Consider the following 18,719-nt stretch of genomic DNA (forward strand, 5'->3'; position numbering starts at 1 on the left):
GATGAAAGTAGTGATATTTGAAGTATTCAACAGGATAAGTACCGCGAGAACCGTCCCCATGGTATGGATCTTTCTGGATTAATAATTGTCCTTCTTGTAGTATAAGTAATATGATTTACTGACAACTAAGATGTAGGAGGATAAGTTTTGTATAAATTAGTGGCAATAGATATTGATGGAACGCTGATGAATGATCGAAAAGAAATAACAAAAGAAGTGAATGACGCCATCCAAGCTGCCAAAGCTAAAGGAGTGAGGGTGGTAATCTGTACCGGAAGGCCAATTGTTGGTGTCCAATCGATTATTGAAGAATTGAAATTAAATGATGAAGATGACTTCGTGATTACCTTTAATGGGGCTCTTGTGCAAAATACTCACACTAAGGAAGTAGAATCTCAAATTACCTTAACCTATGAAAACTTAAAAGAACTATACGAATTAAGCCTAGAAATCCATTCACCGCTTCAATTCTTTGATACAGAAAATCTTTATACACCTAATAGAAAGATCAGCATATACACCGTTCATGAAGCCCATATCAATCAAGTTCCTATCAATTATCTTCCAATTGATGAAGTATCAAAGGACATGCTTATTCCAAAAGTAATGTTTATTGATGACCCGGAACGTTTGAATACAATCATTGCAAACATACCCGAATCATTCTGGGAAAAATATACGTTCGTGAAAAGTACGCCGTTCTTTTTAGAAATCCTTGACCAACGTGTGAGCAAAGGAAATGCAGTCAAACAACTTGCCGAAAAACTTGGGATTAAACGGGAAGAAGTCATCTGCATCGGGGACGGCGAAAATGATCTAAGTATGATTGAATATGCGGGCTGCGGAGTGGCAATGGACAATGCGGTATCTGTCGTGAAAGAAGTAGCTCAGTTCCATACATTATCCAATAATGATCATGGAGTAGCTTATGCGATTGAGAAGTTAATTTTGGGGTCATAACATTGGGTAACATTGGGGACGGTTCTGCTGGCTTTTTTCTCTTCGGGTTTCTTAGTAAATAAGAATTCTCATGTAAGGTAGCGATCAAAAAAATGTAGTCAGCAATGATTATTTGGGAAAAACCATAGGAACCGTCCCTACGGCATAAAATACGTTAGGAGGAATGCAGTGTGAAAATGGAACATGTGGGGATTATGGTCAATGACATGGACGAGTCTTTGGCGTTCTATCAAAATATCCTCGGTTTAGAGTTAAGAAATAGAGAATGGTTAAATGACACGATTGAGCTTGCCTTTTTATTTTTCCCAGAGCAGCCGAGTGTAGAGGTTGAACTTATCTACGGCGGTCCGGTTGAAAACGAAGGAATCGTGAATCACCTAGCCTTTAGAGTTGAAAACATTGAAGCTGAGCTTGCACGCTTTAAAGAAGCAGGCGTCAAATTAGTGGATGAAGAACCTCGAAGCATATTAAATGGTACAGTGAAAATCGCCTTTTTCCAAGGTCCGAATGGTGAGAAGCTAGAATTGGTAGAAAGATAAGGGTATATAGCAATAGGAGAACGAAAAAGAGGGGAAGTACCATTTGGTATTTCCCCTCTTTCTAGATATCGTTCCTGTCATACCCGACTTTTATCGATCATCACGGTCATCATCATCGTCAAATTCAACTCGCGTTACATCACCTGATTGGGCATCAACCCGAACGTCCGCTTCGCCACGATTAGACTGAATTTCAAATTTAAATTCTAGTCTGCCATGTTCCATTTCTTGTTCCACTTCTGTAATCGTCCCATTAACTTTGTTAAGAGCAATTTTTGCTGCCTCTTCAATTGACAACGTTGAACTATTTGTCGACGGAGTAGAAGGAATATTGCTATCATCATCTGTCTCTACTTTATAAAAAGTTTTCCCATGCTCGGTTTCCAACTCAATCTCCTGTCCTGCGGAAATTTGAGGTAGGCTTTGTGTCTCCACTATATTAAAAGTTTTTTTGTCATCAAGATGAATAGAATCGTCAGGCTGGGTCCCGCTTTTTGAAGCTCCCACAGCCGCTGCACCGCCAAACATTAGTAATACTGATAAACCGCCAATCATCATCTTCTTTTTCATTTTCATTTCCTCCTTGTTTCTGATTTTTTCTACACTTTCACTATATCCAGCCAAAATGAGAATAAAAGGATAGAATCATTAGAATTAAATGAGAGAGTTTTATCCGGTGCCTATTATTCCCTAGCCTTGCGAAGATTGATTGGTGGCAATCGATATTGATGGGTCGCTGATGAATGATTGTAAAGAAATAACAAAGGAAGTAAAGGATGCCATTCAAGCTCCTGAAGCAAACTTTCAGATCAATCAGAGTGTGCTGCAATAACGGCAGTTTGCTCAGTATAATTCGAAGCCAAACTAAGCATCATGGCAGTCTCCTGAAATATGGATATTATGTTCCGGCTAGTTTCTACTTTGTGATGAAATGGTGGTAAATTATTCCTTGTATATAGTAAAATATTACTACGCCTTATTTTTATAGAGTTTACTATTTTAACAGGAAAAGAGAGGCACCTGAACCTGAACTTTTTTGAAAGACGAATAAGTTATTTAGGAGGAATTCGTTTGAAAGAGGACTTTTTGAAGTTAATTTCAATTTTGCTTGGCCAGGAGCCTGGTGACCTTGTTGTGGATAATCAAGAGCAAATTCATAGCCTAGGGCATCGATTTAATGAAACTTTACATATTAGCAAACAAGAGGAAAAACTCCATACTGAACTCACGTTTGAAGGAAAAAGTTACTTAATTCCGCCGGTCCCGTTTGCAAGTACCAATGAGCAAAACCAGATGTTATCATTCGCGTTTTTAGGACTAAATCCAAAGTTGTTTTTAGATAACGATAACACGATTCGTGAAAAGGAAAACGCTGGTGAGTCGTGGGCTCAATATGCTACTGCTTATACAACCATTAATCGAAAAAATCGAGATATTGGCAAATTTTATAGAAACCTAACCATGCTCATGCAATCTTTGAAAAGCAAAAAATTGGTGAGGTATTCAGAGTTTATGGAAGACTGTAAAGATTTAGAGGAAAAACTAAGAAAGTACAACGACAGTGTAGAGAAGGATCCCCTGCTTGTCGGGGAGTTTATCCCTTTACACTCGTCAAAATTTGGTGCTTATGATGCTAGGACGGTTCAAAAACTCTTTGATGAAGTTCCACAATATAAGCCTTATCTAACAGAATTGTTTACGATTATTTTTAATAAACTTGGATTTGATGGCTGGTTGATTACGAATGGAATGGCCGCCAGTGCAGCGTTAGAAATGTTCATCGAGAACAACTGGGTAGAAGGCAATTTTACTAAAATCTTAGATAAAAGAGGCGACGCCTATACTTGCTATAGTTGGGAGCATGCTGGTGTCTATCGGAAAGTTTTATTGCTGCATGAATTCTTACACAGAGCAAATGGGAAACTCAATCATCCAGATGATATTGAGGAAATGGTGGTAAATGTAGTAACGGCTTTTGATCAGATGGATAACCTTTCAAACATTAAGAAGACCCTGGATGAACAAGTAAATCTTCATGAAAATTTGGAAGAAACGAAAGAAGTAGAGGTAGAACAACAACTAATGGATAACCGATATGTAGGTTTTGGCGACTACGCTGACATTGCTGAGAAAATTGACCAATTCATTTTAGAGGGAATGCAGGCCGATTATCCAATATATAGATTATTGAACATAGCAGATGGAGAGTCATACAGTGAAAAACCTGAAAGGAAAATGGGGGGATTTGCGAAAATAGGGTATGCTGGTAAAACCCCATATCTATTATTGCGTTTTGGTTCAAAAGGGGAAGGGTTACACATCGGTCTAGTCAAGCAATCCGAAATTGATAGAAAGCTAGGTCAGCAAAAGGAACGCACCTTAGGGCATATGTATGACTACCCAAACGAAGCATTCGTCTACTTGAAATACATTGTAGAAAATAACAACGAACAAACATGGGACTTTATCAAACAAAACATCATTATTGCCTATGAGGTCTATTACGGTAAATCTGATCCAACAGATAAAAAACAAATATTTCGCTAATAAGGGGAGCGCGTAATCTGAGTCTCTTTTTCCATAAATGTAGATTGTAGTTTTATAGATATAATTATGAAGTAAGCAAGGAGGTGTCCAGAAAGTAGGTGAAAACCAACTGACTGGAGCCTTTTTTGTTCATCCTCTAATTCCTGTACAATTTAACGTGCTATAGATGAAGGAATTCAGTACATTTTCCTTGTTACCATTACAATTTTAAATTCTTCATTCTGTCGCCTTTATCAAGTTTCTTAATAATGCTCTTAGTAATTACTTATCGACAAAATTTTTTATTGAAAACAAAATTCACTTTTCAAAAGGGTTTAAGGCACTTTTAATCAAACGTCTAGATGGTATTCTAACTAATAGAAGTTTGTAAGGTTGTTTATGATACTAGTTTCTATTGTCAGTTTTGAAGAGTAATCTAAAAATCACCACAATACTTTCGACAAGTTTCTTTCGAAAAATCAAGCAAAAACTCATATAAAAAAGGGGTTCACCCACTATTTAATCAAGCGTTTGATTAGTAGAATTACAGTTAACTAATCGTTTAATTAGAATTGGATTGCGTGTTGTTAATGCTGCGTTTGCTCCACTTTGCTTGGAAGAAAATTGTCGAGATGATGATTTAGTGTTAACTGTTTATTTAATGATTTATAGGAAGGGGGTTCTCACACCTTGGTGTAAGAGTGAGCCAGTAGAATAAGGATATATATATAATGAATATAAACTTATAAAAGGTGTAACGAATAGATGGGGGAGTAATTTGTCAGTTCTATATCAAGGGAATATCACTTTAAATATCCTGCAACAAAGTTTACTATTGAATGAATCTATAAAGGAGGACTGATGAGGGAGATGAATAAACGAGATCTCGTTCAATATTTTATTGTAAATCATGACTTAAAAATGTCGACGGGTAAAACAGCAGCACAAGTGGCGCATGCTGCAACTTTAAGTACTATTAACCTGATGTCCTCACAATCTCCTTTTCTGGATAGGCATGATGATTTTGTGGAATGGGTACAGAATGGAATGAAGAAAATTATTTTAAAAGGTAAACAAGCAGAGCTTGAAAAGTTAGAGAAAAGAGGATTTTTCAGTATAAGTGATAGTGGCTTAACCGAGATTAAATCGGGTTCTTTGACTGTTATTGCACTTCCGCCGATGGAAAAATCTGAAGCAAAGGAAATCGTCGGACATTTAACACTCCTTAAAAACTAATAAGAGGGAGTCCATGGGGACGGTTCTGTTGGCTTATCAGTAAAAAGCCTAATTACTTTACCCTTTTTGAGGATCCTAACAGTAATTAGGCTGCTAAGTCATTGGTAGAGACCATGGATACGGTTCTGATAGAAAAATAGAGAAGCTGCATTACTCCAGCTCATTGACGCATCTTATGGTCGGGGTTTACCAGCAATGAACCAAGAGAACCGTCCCTGTGGCATTGTGGCATTTTTTTGAAAAGATTACTCAATATTTTGTTGGTTAAATAAAACCTGGTCAGTACTAATAGATCCCATACTGATGTTGTTTACAAGAGAAGACGGGTTTCTTACAGCTTCGAAATGTGTTGCGGCAGGCAATTGAGAAATAGTGCCGCTAAGGGTGGAAATAAAGAAGACACTTACTGTATCTCCTGCGTTTAGTTGAAGAATGGTTGATGTATCTACTGAAACAGAAGCAGCACCACTGCCAAAAAACGTTGCCGGGACTATCTCATTATCATCTGCTACCACAATCGTATTGTTCAATACAATTATTACCTCGATATTAAAACCAACACTAGTGATAGGTTGTGTTGGAGTGAATGCAACACTAGCTTGGATTGTATAAACACCATCCCGTAAAGGAGAAAACGTGGAAGTGCCAGTATTATATTCATCCACGAGATCAAATCCAAGTGGAGCGGTGCTGTCATTTTCAAAGGTAACTTGTGTTACAGAATTTGCAGTATATGGTTGAACAGCATTTTTAAAAGCTCTAAAACCAGAAAATACTTTCTTTATACCCAATCTTAATCACCTATCCTTGTCCAATTATTATTACTTTATCAATATATGATGGTCATAATAATTGGATTGGACATCTATTCATTAGCGATTTTCGTTTCTCTTTTGCTTCTGGGATGGTCTGATGACTTTTTTGGTGAGATTTACCCATTATTAAACCATGAGAACCGTCCCTGTGGTACTTTGTGGTACTTCTTAATTACTAGTTAAGTCCTTCCCATTTGTTGAGATGACTTTCTTATACCAGTAATAACTTTTTTTCTTACTTCGCTCATTTGTTCCACTGCCATCATCTTGTTTGTCCACATAAATAAATCCATACCGTTTTTTCATTTCTCCTGTAGTAGCACTAACCAAATCGATGGGTCCCCACGTTAAGTAGCCAAAACAATCGACACCATCCTCTTCAACGGCAGCCTTTAATGCTTCTAGATGTTTTTTCAGATAATCGATACGATAATCATCTTGGATGCTGCCATCCTTTTCCACTTTATCGACAGCACCTAAGCCATTTTCGGCGATAATAATTGGAAGACCATACCGATGATACAAATAATTCAGCATATACCTTAAACCCGTTGGATCTATTGCCCAACCCCATGCTGACTTTTCCAAATACTCATTTGGAATTCCACCAAACAAAGAGGACTCGGTGTTTTCATCAAGTTCAGCTGAACTAACGTCACTGGAATAATAATTTAACCCAATAAAGTCTATCTTACCTTCCCTAAAGGCACGACGATCACTTTCACAAATTGGTAACGTAATACCTCTCCGCTGATACTCCTTCAGTTTATATAAAGGAAACGCTCCATTACACATCGCATCAACCTGGTAGAGATCTCTTTCTGTATCTTTAAACGCTTGCAATACATCAGCAGGTTTACTAGTCTTTGGATAACAAGGTGTAAGTCCAAAAACACAACCAACTTGATTATTTGGATCAATATCATGTGCGATTTTAACTGCTTTAACACTTGCTAAAGTCATATGATATCCCATTGTCGCAAGTTGCAGCTCTCTATCATGTAAATCAGAATACTGTAAACCAGTAATCATATAAGTAAAAGTATTAGAAAAATCACTCTGGATTTCTAAATGATTCATTTCGTTAAAAGTAACCCAGTAGCGTACCTTCCCCATATACTCCTTCATCACGGTTTCACAGAAACGAAGATATAACACAACCGTATCCCTGCTTAGCCAGGAACGGTATTTACGTACCATTTCAATCGGCATCTCAAAATGACATAGCGTAATAATAGGTTCAATCTGATTTGCTCGAAGTTCATCGATCACACGATGATAGTAAGCCAATCCCTTTTCATTTGGTATTTCATCATCCCCATGAGGGAAAATACGGGACCAGTCGATTGAAATACGAAGGGCTTTAAATCCCATCTCACCAAACAACTCAATATCACTCTTATAGCGATGATAGAAGTCAATTCCATCATGTGAAGGATAAACATTACCTTCCTCAATAGTCTTCGTGATTTTACGTTCCTTTCCAAATCCTCCTGTTGTTACAAAGTCCATATGGCCCAGACCCTTTCCGTCCGCCTGATAAGCACCCTCACATTGATGAGCAGCAATACTGCCACCCCATAAAAAGTCTTTTGGGAATTCTAGTTTATTCATGATCTCCATCTCTCCTAATCTGACAGTCTCCTGAAAAGGTAAATGCCAGATTGTACGATCCACCTGGCATTTACTCATGATTTATTTTTCTTCAAGCTTTCTTAACCGTTCATCGTACACTTCAAATAAACGAATGATATGATTGGCTGTATTCCACTCGCTCATGATTGTCATTAACGTGTCTTGCGCATGGGCAAACAAGAGGGAGAATACAATTTGCTCACCACGGGCTTCACTTTGAATGGTTTCAGTCTGAGCAGCGTGCGCAGCGGTAATTTTCTTTTTCGCTTCAACGAGCTTTTGCTTTGCCGCCTCGAATTCACAAGTTGCCACACAGTCGAGTGCTTCTTTAATGATTAATCTCGCGTCACCGGCATTTAGGATGATTTTCATCGATACTTCATTGATATCATTTAAGTTGTTGTCGTTCAATGTCTAAACCTCCATATTTCATTTCTACTGTTCCTGTTCCTGTTTAAACTGCTGCATATCATATACTTTGAAAAATGGAAACCAAATCAACCATGATACTACCACCACTAGAGCTACTAAAATTAACCCTCTGAAATCGGAGTTAATGAGGATGGAAGAAATCCCTACAGGCATATACCATAGTTGGAAAAGTCTCTCAGGGATTGTAACCCAGTCCAGACGCAAAACAATGTAAGTGATTGCTGGGATCATCAGTCCATTCAACCACATCGGTATCATTAAAATCGGGTTAAAAGCAACTGGAGCACCGAAAATGACAGGTTCATTAATATTGAAAATTGATGGTACGAGGGTTACTTTACCAATTGCCTTTAATTGGCTGGACTTTGCCAAGAATAACATCATCAGGACCAATGGCAGTGTGGAACCCATACCTCCAATCCACACCCAAGCTGTTAGCGTTTCCATTGTATGGATATTTTGAGCTACACCATCGATATTCTCTTGGATACCCTCCAACCAAATCGGAAAAATAATTGGGTACAGAATCCAGGCACTGATTCCAAAAGAATAAAAGAAAATGCCAAGGAATGAGATGAATACAAATCCGGTAAAACTTTGGGCAATCACGGTAACCGGTTCAAAAGCCATTAAGATTAAATTATACAAATCAACATTCATTTGGAAGGTAAATAACCATCCTAACAGCAAAAGAATCGTGATTGGGATAATCGTGTCAAACCAAATAATAATAAAATCCGGAAGCGAACTTGAACCTTTAAAGAAAGAGAACTTAGAAAAAAGATACATGAATGCTCCAACCATAAGGCCAACAATCAAAGCAACAAACATGCCATTGCCGCCGAAACGCTCCAACGTGAAGGTGATACCGCCGTCGTCTGTAAACTTAGGCATAAGCAGCATTAGAAAAAGGGAAAGACCTGTTAATCCTGAGATTATTTTTCTATCATTCTTTTTCTTTTTTTCCATAATAAAGTAAGGAACTAATAGTGCAATAAATATACTTATAAGACCAAATGAAAAGGTAGTGATGGGTGAAAAATTAGGCATTTTTGAAAAATAATTATTCAAAATTGAAATCAATGTAATCAGCGATCCTACAAGAATCAGCGGCAAAATTGCCATAAAGGCTTCCTGGATCGATGAAACCCATACATTTCTCGTTATTTTATTCATTTTTGGCGTAAAGTTTTGGTTCATCCAATTAATAAACGTGTTCACTCGAATCAACCTCCGTTCTATTTTATTTTTCGCCAAGAAGCTCCAAAATAAGGTCCAGACCTTTGTTTCCATCCAAAAGACCATAAATGGTTTGCGGGATCACCGCAGCCGGAATATTAAAGGCACTCACCTTCGCTTGTAAATCCTCTTCCATATACTTTAGATGTGGGCCAATGAGCAGGACATTAATTTCATTCAAATATTCGTCTACTTCAGACTCGCTTCTGGCAATTACATTTAGTTCAATATTTCTTTTTTTAGCAGCCTTTCGAATGTTTTGGGCCATGAATCCGCTAGAAGCACCGCCGCCACATACTAAAAGAATTGTCTTTTCTGTCATAATAATTTCCTCCCATAAGGTAAATTTGAATTAACTTTCTGAGGCTATTGTCTTATTTTTTTAGGTCTGAGCTCAAGTTGAAAAAGTTCCGGGGGGTAGGAACTTTTTTAACCTATCATTTTATTATGTGTTTTTTTACACTATATTAGTGGAAAACTAACGTTAAATAGACCTTTGGGGGTTTTGTAGCATGAAAAAGGAGAGAGAGAGAGAGATTATTCAATTCTTGTTAAATAAAAATGGTTGGGTAAAAGCAGATATTTTCGCTAAACAATTTACTGTATCCAGCCGGAGCATCCGTAAATATGTGAATGAAATAAATGAAACCACCTCTCCATCCGTATTGATTATGTCCTCTAACCTAGGTTACAAAATAAATGAAACCGTTTACTATGAAATGCAGCGGAAAGAGGATAAAGAAACACGAGTAGGACTGACGCCACTTGAGAGGCTCTATTATCTATTAAAGCAATCGATTGCCCATTCTGAAGGAATGGATATATTTGACCTAAGTGAGGAAATTTATGTAAGTACATCCACCATTGAAGGAGATTTAAAAAAGGCCAAAAGCCTTTTGGAAAAGTTTAATTTATCCTTCAAACGAGATGGCGACTTGTTCATTTTAAGTGGATGTGAACGAGATAAACGAAAGTTGATGAGCCATATTTTTTACGAAGAAACGAAGGACCAATTTTTGCATTTAGAAAGTATCCAATCCGCTTTTGGTTATGATTTAAAAGATTTCAAGGAAGAGCTGATCAACGTGTTGGCATCCTATAATCTTTATGTAAATGAATACACAATCGGGAACATCCTGCTCCATATCGTGATTGCAACGGATCGGGTCAGCCAGCATCGAACCATTTCGGAAGACAACATAGAGGCATTAACCAAAACAAATGAATATAAGGCGGCTTCAGATATCGCCAAGTTAATAAAATCTGAATTTGGGACAACGTTTGAAGGAGCAGAGCTATATTACTTAACGATCCTTTTAATTAGCAAGGCAACGATATTGAGTTATGACAACTTAAACAACGAAAATCTTGGGGAATATATTGAGCAGCGTTATATTCACCTAGTAAATGACATTATTCAAAAAGTGAAAGATTATTATCTGGTGGATATTTACGGTGATGAATTTCTAATAAAATTTACCTTGCATATACGAAATTTAATTAACCGGGCAAGGCATAATTATTTGTCAAAAAACCCATTAACCAAGCAGATTAAATCATCTTATCCACTCATTTATGACCTAGCAGTATTTATTTCGAATGAGATACAAAAAAAAGAAAATATTCAAATCAACGAAGATGAAATTGCCTATATCGCCTTCCATATTGGTGCCTTTCTCGAACGTCAAAAAACGCTTGAATATAAAATAACATGCACAGTTGTATGTCCGGAGTATTACAATATGCACATCCCGATGTTAAAAAGACTTGAGCAGACTTTCGGAGAACAAATTGAGATAAGCAGAGTGATTACAAAACTTGATAGTGATTTCGGGCAAATTGACTCAGACTTGATGATCACAACGGTCCAGATTCCCAAACTAACGGAACATGAAATTGTCCATTTAAATCCATTTTTTTTAGAAGAGGACATTCAGAAGATTCAGCACAGTATAACAAAGATTAATAAAAAACGAAGTCGTATGAAGCTGAAAAATCATTTAATCAGCCTTTTCGACCCCCACTTGTTTCAACAGAACATTTATTTAAAAGATGAATTTGAAATGATCAGGTTTATTGGAGATAAATTGGTCCAGTTAGGATTTATCGATGAAGGGGGCATTGAAGATATCCTTGAAAGGGAAAAAATGTCCTCAACATCATTTAATAATAATGTAGCAGTGCCACATTCGATGCAAATGAACGCATTAAAATCGGCTATTTCAATCGTATTAAATAACAAACCTGTTAATTGGGGAAACAATTCTGTACAAATTATCGCACTAATTGCTCTGAATAAGGACGAACGAAGCATTTTTCGGGATATCTATGATAGTTTTATCAAAATATTATCGGAACCAGAAAATGTTTACCTTTTATTAAAATCCAAGAATTATGATGAATTTATAAACAACCTTTTATTATTAATGGAAGAGGGAGTTTAACATGGGGACGGTTCTGCTGGCTTTTTTCTTCGGGAGTTCTTAGTAAATAAGAATTCTTAGGTTAGGTAGCGGCCACTTGAACCGCTAAATTGGGGGAAGAACCGTAGGAACCGTCCATAAGGCATATGGGGAGGAGAAGTTTTCTTTAACCTCCAATAATCATTAAGGCAAAAAACTCGTCATCTTGCACACTGCAGACGAGTTTTTTGTTTTAATTATTAGTAAATCTACTAAATATTAATAATTTTTTTTGGAAAGCAATCTAATCTTATGAATTCATTTCGGTTGACGAAATGTTTGGGCCTATGCTAATTTGTATGAATGCCATACATTTTATAAACCGTCAAGCTAAAAGTGAATTTATATAGAAGCGTTTATTTGACGAATAGAAATGATGTATGAAAGGAGAGGAAGAATGAATAAATTAGTAGGTACGAAACGATTGCAACTTGCTTTACTCTTAGGGTCTCTTGGATTATTAGGTCCTTTTACCATTGATATGTATTTACCCTCATTTCCTACTATTGTAAAGGAGTACCACACAACAGCCTCCTTAGTACAAATTAGTTTAACGAGCTGCCTATTAGGATTGGGATTAGGCCAACTGATTATTGGGCCTATGAGTGATGTTCAAGGCAGACGTAAGCCTTTGAGAATTTTCCTCATCCTATATTTAATCTCCTCTGTCATATGTGCGTTTGCACCCAATATTTACACCTTTATCGGGGCTCGTTTCATACAAGGTTTTGCAGCAGCAGGTGGACTCGTTATTTCTAGAGCCATTGTACGCGATGTGTACAGTGGAAGGGAACTCACCAAATTCTTCGCGTTATTGATGTTGGTGGGGAACCTTGGGCCAATCGTGGCGCCGATTGCGGGAGGCATTATACTCGCATTTACAAATTGGTCAGGTGTTTTTCTTGTTTTAGCTTGCGTAGGTATCGTATTGGTGTTCATCGTTTCATGGAAATTAGAAGAAACATTACCAATGGAAAACCGTGTCCCAAGTGATATTTCACAAATTCTGAAGAACTTTGGCTCTTTGTTAAAAGACCGCCAGTTTGCTGGTTATGCCCTTACCCAAGGCTTTATCATTGCAGGAATCTTTGCTTACGTTTCCGGTATTCCGTTTGTCTATCAAAATATTTATGGTGTTACTCCGCAAGTGTTCAGTCTATTATTTGGAGTGAATGGAATTGCTCTGATTATTGGTAGTCAGGTGGTGGGTCGTTTTGCAGATCTTATTTCAGAGAGGACCTTCTTAAAGATTGGGTTATTGATTTCGAACGTAGCAGGTTCATTATTACTGGTAGCTTTCCTAGTAAAGGCACCACTTATTGCAGTGGCTATTCCAATTTTCTTTTTAGTTGCTTCCATCGGAATCATTGCGACGACTTCCTTTGCATTAGCAATGGAAACACAAGGGCATATTGCAGGTAGTGCCTCTGCACTTTTAGGGCTGCTTCCCTTTGTACTCGGATCATTAACCGCTCCACTTGTAGGAATTGCCGGAGAATATTCAGCCATTCCAATGGGAATTGTGATTTTCTTAGCAAGCTTTATGGCGTTTTTATCTTATTATGGATTAGTAAGAAAATCTTCTTTAAGGGTTCAGACGGCAAAATAATACCATTTTCATTCAAGACGAATGGTAAAAATAATAACTAGAAAACTCCCTTCACAATTGGAAGGGAGTTTTTTATGGTTGATATAGTGCCAATGGGGACGGTTCTACTGGCTTTTTTCTCTTCGGGATTCTTGGTGAATAAGCCACAACTTTCAACAAGAAAAGAACCATGAGAACCGTCCCCATGGTCGCCCCATGGTCGCAGAAACATTATTAGGCTGAATAGTCTGAATATTGAACAAACATGACTGTTTTTTCTATGTTCGTACTTATGGGGTGTTGTTAAGATGTAGGTTGGCAGCGTTTTCAATGAGGCTTACATATTTTTTTGAAAATTGGTACTGATACTGATGCCAAATATAGCCTTCGGGCAAGAGATGGAAGGGGTTGAATGAAAAAAGAGAACTTTAAAACAAAAAAATAGGAGGTTATGTTGAATGAGAAAAAGAGGTAGTCAAGCCTTTTCTGTGTTGTTGACTATTTTTGTCCTATGCTATTCTATTTTACCGGTTTTCGGCAATGGGGTTACCCCTGTTAAGGCTGAGCAACAAGATTGGAAGTACGATTTTGGTACGGCAACTAGCCCGGTTGCAGAAGGATATACACGTGTGTCTGAATCAACGGTTTACTCAGCAGAAAGTGGATTCGGCCTAAATAAGAAAATTGGTTCGCGTGATCGATCCTTTGCAGATCCGCTTTTAAGAGATTTTGTTCTGGATACAAGCAGTGCAAAAAATTATACGTTCAGAGCGAATCTTCCAAATGGTACCTATCAAGTGAAAGTGGGCGCAGGGGATGCGATTGCGTCAAATAAAACGTCCGTAAGTGTTGAATCGATTGATTTAGGTACAACCAATACAGGAAGCGGACAATTTGAGGAGCTAACAGGTACAGTCAAGGTTCTTGACGGAAAAATGCTTTTTACCATTAACGGAAATGATACACGAATCAATGTGATTGAGATTACGTTACTTGAACAATCGGGTGAAGATATTAAAATTAAGGAAATTGCTGTTAATGGAGCCGGAGGAGCAAATGAAGTTTTAGCCGGTGAACAGTTGAAAATGCAAGCTGCAATTACACCAGAGAATGCCTCTTATCCATCATTAATCTGGGAGGTCACAGAACTTGATGGATCACAAACACAACTAGCCTCTATTGACAGTGCTGGGTTATTAACTACTCAATTACCGGGCAACGTGAAGGTGATTGCCCATTCCACTGATGGGTCAGAAGTCAAAGGGGAAACCATCATCGCTATTCATCCATCGAATAAACCGAAATTAAAATTTGATTTTGGTACTACTTCAAGTGCTCTAGAAAATGGTTATGCTAGAGTATCAGAATCCACACACTATTCTCCAGAATTGGGATACGGACTTGATCAAACCGTCGTATCTCGTGATCGTAGTTTTTCAGATTCTTTATTAAGAGATTTTGTTCTTTTGCAAGGCAGTGACGATTATACGTTTGAAGTTGATCTTCCGAATGGGACTTACCATGTGAAAATTACTGCAGGGGACGCAATCGCCTCTAATGAAACAGCCATTACGGTAGAGGATATTGACCTCGGAACGATGACAAGCAGTAGTGGGAAATTTGGTGAATTAAGCGGAAGTGTTGAAGTAATCGATAGAAAAATGACATTCAATGTGGGTGGGAATGATAGACGATTAAACGGTATAGACATTACCCCTATTGAATTAAGTGATGAAATCGTAAAAGCGACCGAAGTTTTTGTTAGCGGGATCAATGGAAAAGATATCGTTAACGAAGGTGAAAAACTTCAAATGGCCGCAAACGTCATTCCAGCTTTTGCAGAGGATCGTTCCGTTACTTGGAGTGTTTCCGATCTGGATGGTACTCCAACAGACATCGCAGAGATTAGTGCGAATGGCTTGCTATCGGCGAAGCGCTGGGGACAAGTGAAGGTAGTAGCTACGACAAATGATGGAACAAATCTATCGGGCGAGAAAACCATCTCCATCCATACAAATCGTCAGATTGATGCGCCTGAAGGCTTAAAGCTGGAGGAAAGAGTTATTTTTCCAAAAAGTTCAGTAGCATTGAGCTGGGATAAGGTTGAAGAAGCGATTGGCTATCAAGTGTACAGAAAACTTGCTGATGGAGAAAGCGACTATGAAAAAATAGGAGAATCAACTTCAACAGAGTTTACCGATGAGATAGCTATGCCTGGAATAACCTATTCATACGCTGTAACTGCCCTCATTGAAGGGATCGGAAACGTTGAATCAAAATTTAGTACGGCAGTCATTGTGGAAATGTTTGATGAAGAGGTTGCGGTTCCAAATGCGCCAAAGGGACTTACCTATGTAAGTGCCACAAGAAATACCATCGAATTAGCATGGGATCAAACAGCTGATACAAATATCTATTATGTTTATCGATCTGATAAAAAGGACGGACCTTTTGATCAGGTAGGCGTTTCGGAAGGTGCTGGTTTTGTAGATAACACTGTTTTGACAGATGTTCCTTATTATTATCGAGTGAAAGCTGTCAATTCCGGAGGATTATCAGCGTTTTCCTCTGTTTTAGAGGTTCCGACAGCTACTTATTATTACCGGCAGATGGAACGTTTAAATAGAGGTCTAATGGCCGTTAAGGCTGAAAATGGTATTTACGTCGGGTGGAGATTGCTCGGTACGGATCCGAAGGACATTTCTTTTAATCTATATCGCGACGGTAAAAAGATTACGAAAGAGCCGATTACAAATAGCACGAATTACCTTGATCAGGATGGAACACTTACATCACAGTACGAAGTTCGTGTTGTACAAAATGGGAAAGAGCTTTCAAGTTCAGAGAGTACGACTGTAAAGAGCAGCAGCTATTTTGACGTTCCACTACAAAAACCTGAGAACGGTGTCACGCCAAAAGGGGATCGCTATTCCTATAATGCCAACGATGCCAGTGTTGCCGATTTGGATGGTGATGGGGAATATGAATTGATTTTGAAATGGGATCCTGAAAATTCAAAAGACAATTCGAGAACAGGTTATACCGGTCATGTCTATATTGATGCTTACAAAATGGATGGGACGCAATTATGGAGAATTGATCTTGGGAAAAACATTCGTGCTGGAGCACACTATACTCAATTCATGGCCTATGATTTAGATGGTGATGGAAAAGCAGAAGTTGCGATGCGAACCTCGGATGGTTCGGTTGATGGAGCAGGTAAGGTCATTGGTGATCCTAACGCGGACCATCGGGATAGTGCTGGACGTATTTATCGAGGGCCGGAATTCCTAACTATTTTTGATGGACAGTCAGGTAAGGAACTGGCCACAACGGAATATGATCCAAAAAGGGGAAGTTCGTCTGAATGGGGAGATGGCACCGGGAATCGCTCGGAAAGATTCCTTGCTGGGATTGCCTATCTGGATGGAGAACACCCAAGTCTTATTATGGCGCGCGGCTATTATGCGAAATCGGCCATTGTAGCCTATAACTGGAGAGATGGCAAGTTAACAAAGCTATGGAAGTTTGACACGAGTGTTCCTGGAAACGGCAGTTATGGTGGTCAAGGAAACCATAATCTAAGTGTCGCTGATGTTGACGGGGACGGAAAAGATGAAATTGTCTATGGGGCAATGACGCTTGATCATGATGGCACCCCACTGTACAATTCAGGATTTGGCCACGGAGATGCGATGCACCTTGGAGATTTGGATCCACTAAGACCTGGACTTGAGGTATTTAGTGTATTTGAAAAAGGGTCCTCACCATACGGCTTGGCGATGAGAGATGCAGCTACTGGAGAAGTGATTTGGGGACATAAAACGGGAAGAGATACGGGAAGAGGTTTATCGGCCAATATCGACCCAAGATATCCAGGGGAGCAAGCATGGGCAATCGGCGGCGAATGGAATGATACGACGGGTTATTTATATTCGGCACAAGGTGAGTTGATTTCTAAAAATATACCACCGGCGAACTTTGCTATCTGGTGGGATGGAGACCTTCTTCGTGAGTTGTTAGACCACAATTTTGATGGAACAAATGGGGTTGGAACGATTAGTAAGTGGGATTATCAAAATGAAAAGCTTGTTAATCTTTTGACCGCTGAAGGAACCTTCTCCAATAACGGCACAAAAGGGAATCCTGTCATGCAGGCAGATCTTTTCGGTGATTGGAGAGAAGAAGCTATTTGGCGCTTGGAAGATAGCAGTGCCATACGTATTTATACCACTACAGATGTGACTGAAAATCGGATCCACACACTTATGCATGACCCAGTATACAGATTAGGCGTTGCCTGGCAGAATGTAGGGTATAATCAACCGCCACACACTAGCTTTTATTTAGGACATGGGATGGAGGAACCTCCAGCACCAAAAATCCTGGCAGGATCACGCTTGGTGGATACAGGAACCATCCATGTTCTTGCCCATCAAGAAGGGAAAAAAGCTGTTGTGAATATAACTGCAGAAGAAATGCAGTTGGCAGCGGAAACCATGAAGGCAAACACTATCATTGTTCGGGTAAACGGCGGTTTGGATTTAACGAAATTTGATGTTAGCGTTCCTTCACAAAGTATTAAAGCAGTTAAAGGGAAATCAGTAAAGAGGGTGACGTTTACCGCGAATCTTGGATCTGTTACGTTATCAGTTAATGAACTAAGTAACCGAATTGGTGTTGAATCAGAAAAACTAGTGTTTACGATTTCAACACTATCAGGTGATGTTCTGAGTGAAGAACAGAAAGCGTTGACAGGAGATCAACCTGTTTACGATTTCAGTTTATCCTTGGACGGAAATATGGTAACAGATTTTACAGAAAGCAACGGTAATAGTATAGAAGTAGAAGTTCCATATACCCTTAAAGTTGGGGAAAATAAAGGAACGGTACCGATCTATTATCTATCAGATCGTGGGGAATTGGTGAAAGTTAATGCTAGTTACCATGAGGGGATCGCTGCTTTTAAATTGAAGCAATTTTGAGGGTGGCTTTATCCGTATTTGTAGGAGATTGATAGGTATTTAGTCTTAAATGAACAAGCACCGCATTTTGTTTAAGATACATTAACAAATGCGGTGTTTTTTCGTGGTTCGAACTCAGTCGCCTTCGGAATCACCTAACCTGTCTGAATGGAGGTATCATTCGGACAGGCTAAGGTGGAAAAAAGCAAGGAGTTGTCTGAATGGAGGTATCACATCCCACCAAGCTAAGGAGAAATAAGCCATAAGTAATGTCCCGACACTATTAAAACTCCGTATCATGAATATTCCTCTTACCAATATCA

At 38.6% G+C, this 18,719-nt stretch carries 13 protein-coding genes; 7 read left to right on the forward strand and 6 right to left on the reverse strand.

Features of this window, described 5'->3' with window-relative positions:
- Positions 1-147 precede the first annotated feature (147 nt).
- Positions 148-960 carry a sugar-phosphatase gene (yidA, locus tag QUG14_RS20230; RefSeq protein ID WP_289342235.1) on the forward strand — a complete coding sequence of 271 codons (813 nt, stop codon included), beginning with the start codon at positions 148-150 and terminating at the stop codon, positions 958-960.
- A 176-nt stretch (positions 961-1,136) separates the two neighbouring features.
- A complete protein-coding gene (locus QUG14_RS20235; RefSeq protein WP_289344196.1) occupies positions 1,137-1,499 on the forward strand; it encodes a VOC family protein in 363 nt (120 codons plus the stop codon).
- 90 nt (positions 1,500-1,589) lie between these two features.
- Here the strand turns inward: QUG14_RS20235 and QUG14_RS20240 are convergent, their stop codons facing one another.
- Positions 1,590-2,069: a PepSY domain-containing protein gene (locus QUG14_RS20240; RefSeq protein ID WP_289342236.1), complete on the reverse strand. Its 480-nt coding sequence runs from the start codon at positions 2,067-2,069 to the stop codon at positions 1,590-1,592.
- A gap of 501 nt (positions 2,070-2,570) precedes the next feature.
- On the opposite strand from QUG14_RS20240, the gene QUG14_RS20245 reads away from it, so the two are divergent.
- Entirely contained in the window at positions 2,571-4,046 is a 1,476-nt protein-coding gene (locus QUG14_RS20245; protein WP_289342237.1) for a hypothetical protein, read from the forward strand.
- A gap of 840 nt (positions 4,047-4,886) precedes the next feature.
- A complete protein-coding gene (locus QUG14_RS20250) occupies positions 4,887-5,261 on the forward strand; it encodes an aminoacyl-tRNA hydrolase (RefSeq protein ID WP_289342238.1) in 375 nt (124 codons plus the stop codon).
- A gap of 245 nt (positions 5,262-5,506) precedes the next feature.
- On the opposite strand, the gene QUG14_RS20255 is transcribed toward QUG14_RS20250, so the two are convergent.
- The 5 genes from QUG14_RS20255 to QUG14_RS20275 all read right to left on the reverse strand — a co-directional run bounded on the left by QUG14_RS20255 (position 5,507) and on the right by QUG14_RS20275 (position 9,704).
- Entirely contained in the window at positions 5,507-6,052 is a 546-nt protein-coding gene (locus QUG14_RS20255) for a hypothetical protein (protein ID WP_289342239.1), read from the reverse strand.
- A gap of 192 nt (positions 6,053-6,244) precedes the next feature.
- Complete coding sequence (locus QUG14_RS20260; protein ID WP_289342240.1) at positions 6,245-7,690, reverse strand: glycoside hydrolase family 1 protein; 1,446 nt, start codon at positions 7,688-7,690, stop codon at positions 6,245-6,247.
- Between the two features lie 81 nt (positions 7,691-7,771).
- Entirely contained in the window at positions 7,772-8,122 is a 351-nt protein-coding gene (locus tag QUG14_RS20265) for a PTS sugar transporter subunit IIA (RefSeq protein WP_289342241.1), read from the reverse strand.
- A 24-nt stretch (positions 8,123-8,146) separates the two neighbouring features.
- Positions 8,147-9,364: a PTS sugar transporter subunit IIC gene (locus QUG14_RS20270; RefSeq protein WP_289342242.1), complete on the reverse strand. Its 1,218-nt coding sequence runs from the start codon at positions 9,362-9,364 to the stop codon at positions 8,147-8,149.
- A gap of 22 nt (positions 9,365-9,386) precedes the next feature.
- Complete coding sequence (locus QUG14_RS20275; RefSeq protein WP_289342243.1) at positions 9,387-9,704, reverse strand: PTS sugar transporter subunit IIB; 318 nt, start codon at positions 9,702-9,704, stop codon at positions 9,387-9,389.
- A 190-nt stretch (positions 9,705-9,894) separates the two neighbouring features.
- Here QUG14_RS20275 and QUG14_RS20280 point away from each other — a divergent pair, with 190 nt between their 5' ends.
- From QUG14_RS20280 to QUG14_RS20290, 3 genes are all read left to right on the forward strand, one after another.
- A complete protein-coding gene (locus QUG14_RS20280) occupies positions 9,895-11,826 on the forward strand; it encodes a BglG family transcription antiterminator (protein ID WP_289342244.1) in 1,932 nt (643 codons plus the stop codon).
- A 415-nt stretch (positions 11,827-12,241) separates the two neighbouring features.
- Positions 12,242-13,453 carry a multidrug effflux MFS transporter gene (locus QUG14_RS20285; RefSeq protein WP_289342245.1) on the forward strand — a complete coding sequence of 404 codons (1,212 nt, stop codon included), beginning with the start codon at positions 12,242-12,244 and terminating at the stop codon, positions 13,451-13,453.
- A 437-nt stretch (positions 13,454-13,890) separates the two neighbouring features.
- Positions 13,891-18,417, forward strand: coding sequence for a rhamnogalacturonan lyase family protein (locus QUG14_RS20290; RefSeq protein ID WP_289342246.1), 4,527 nt, complete (start codon positions 13,891-13,893; stop codon positions 18,415-18,417).
- Positions 18,418-18,719: the final 302 nt, after the last annotated feature.

Source organism: Neobacillus sp. CF12 (assembly GCF_030348765.1).
Lineage (GTDB): Bacteria > Bacillota > Bacilli > Bacillales > Cytobacillaceae > Neobacillus.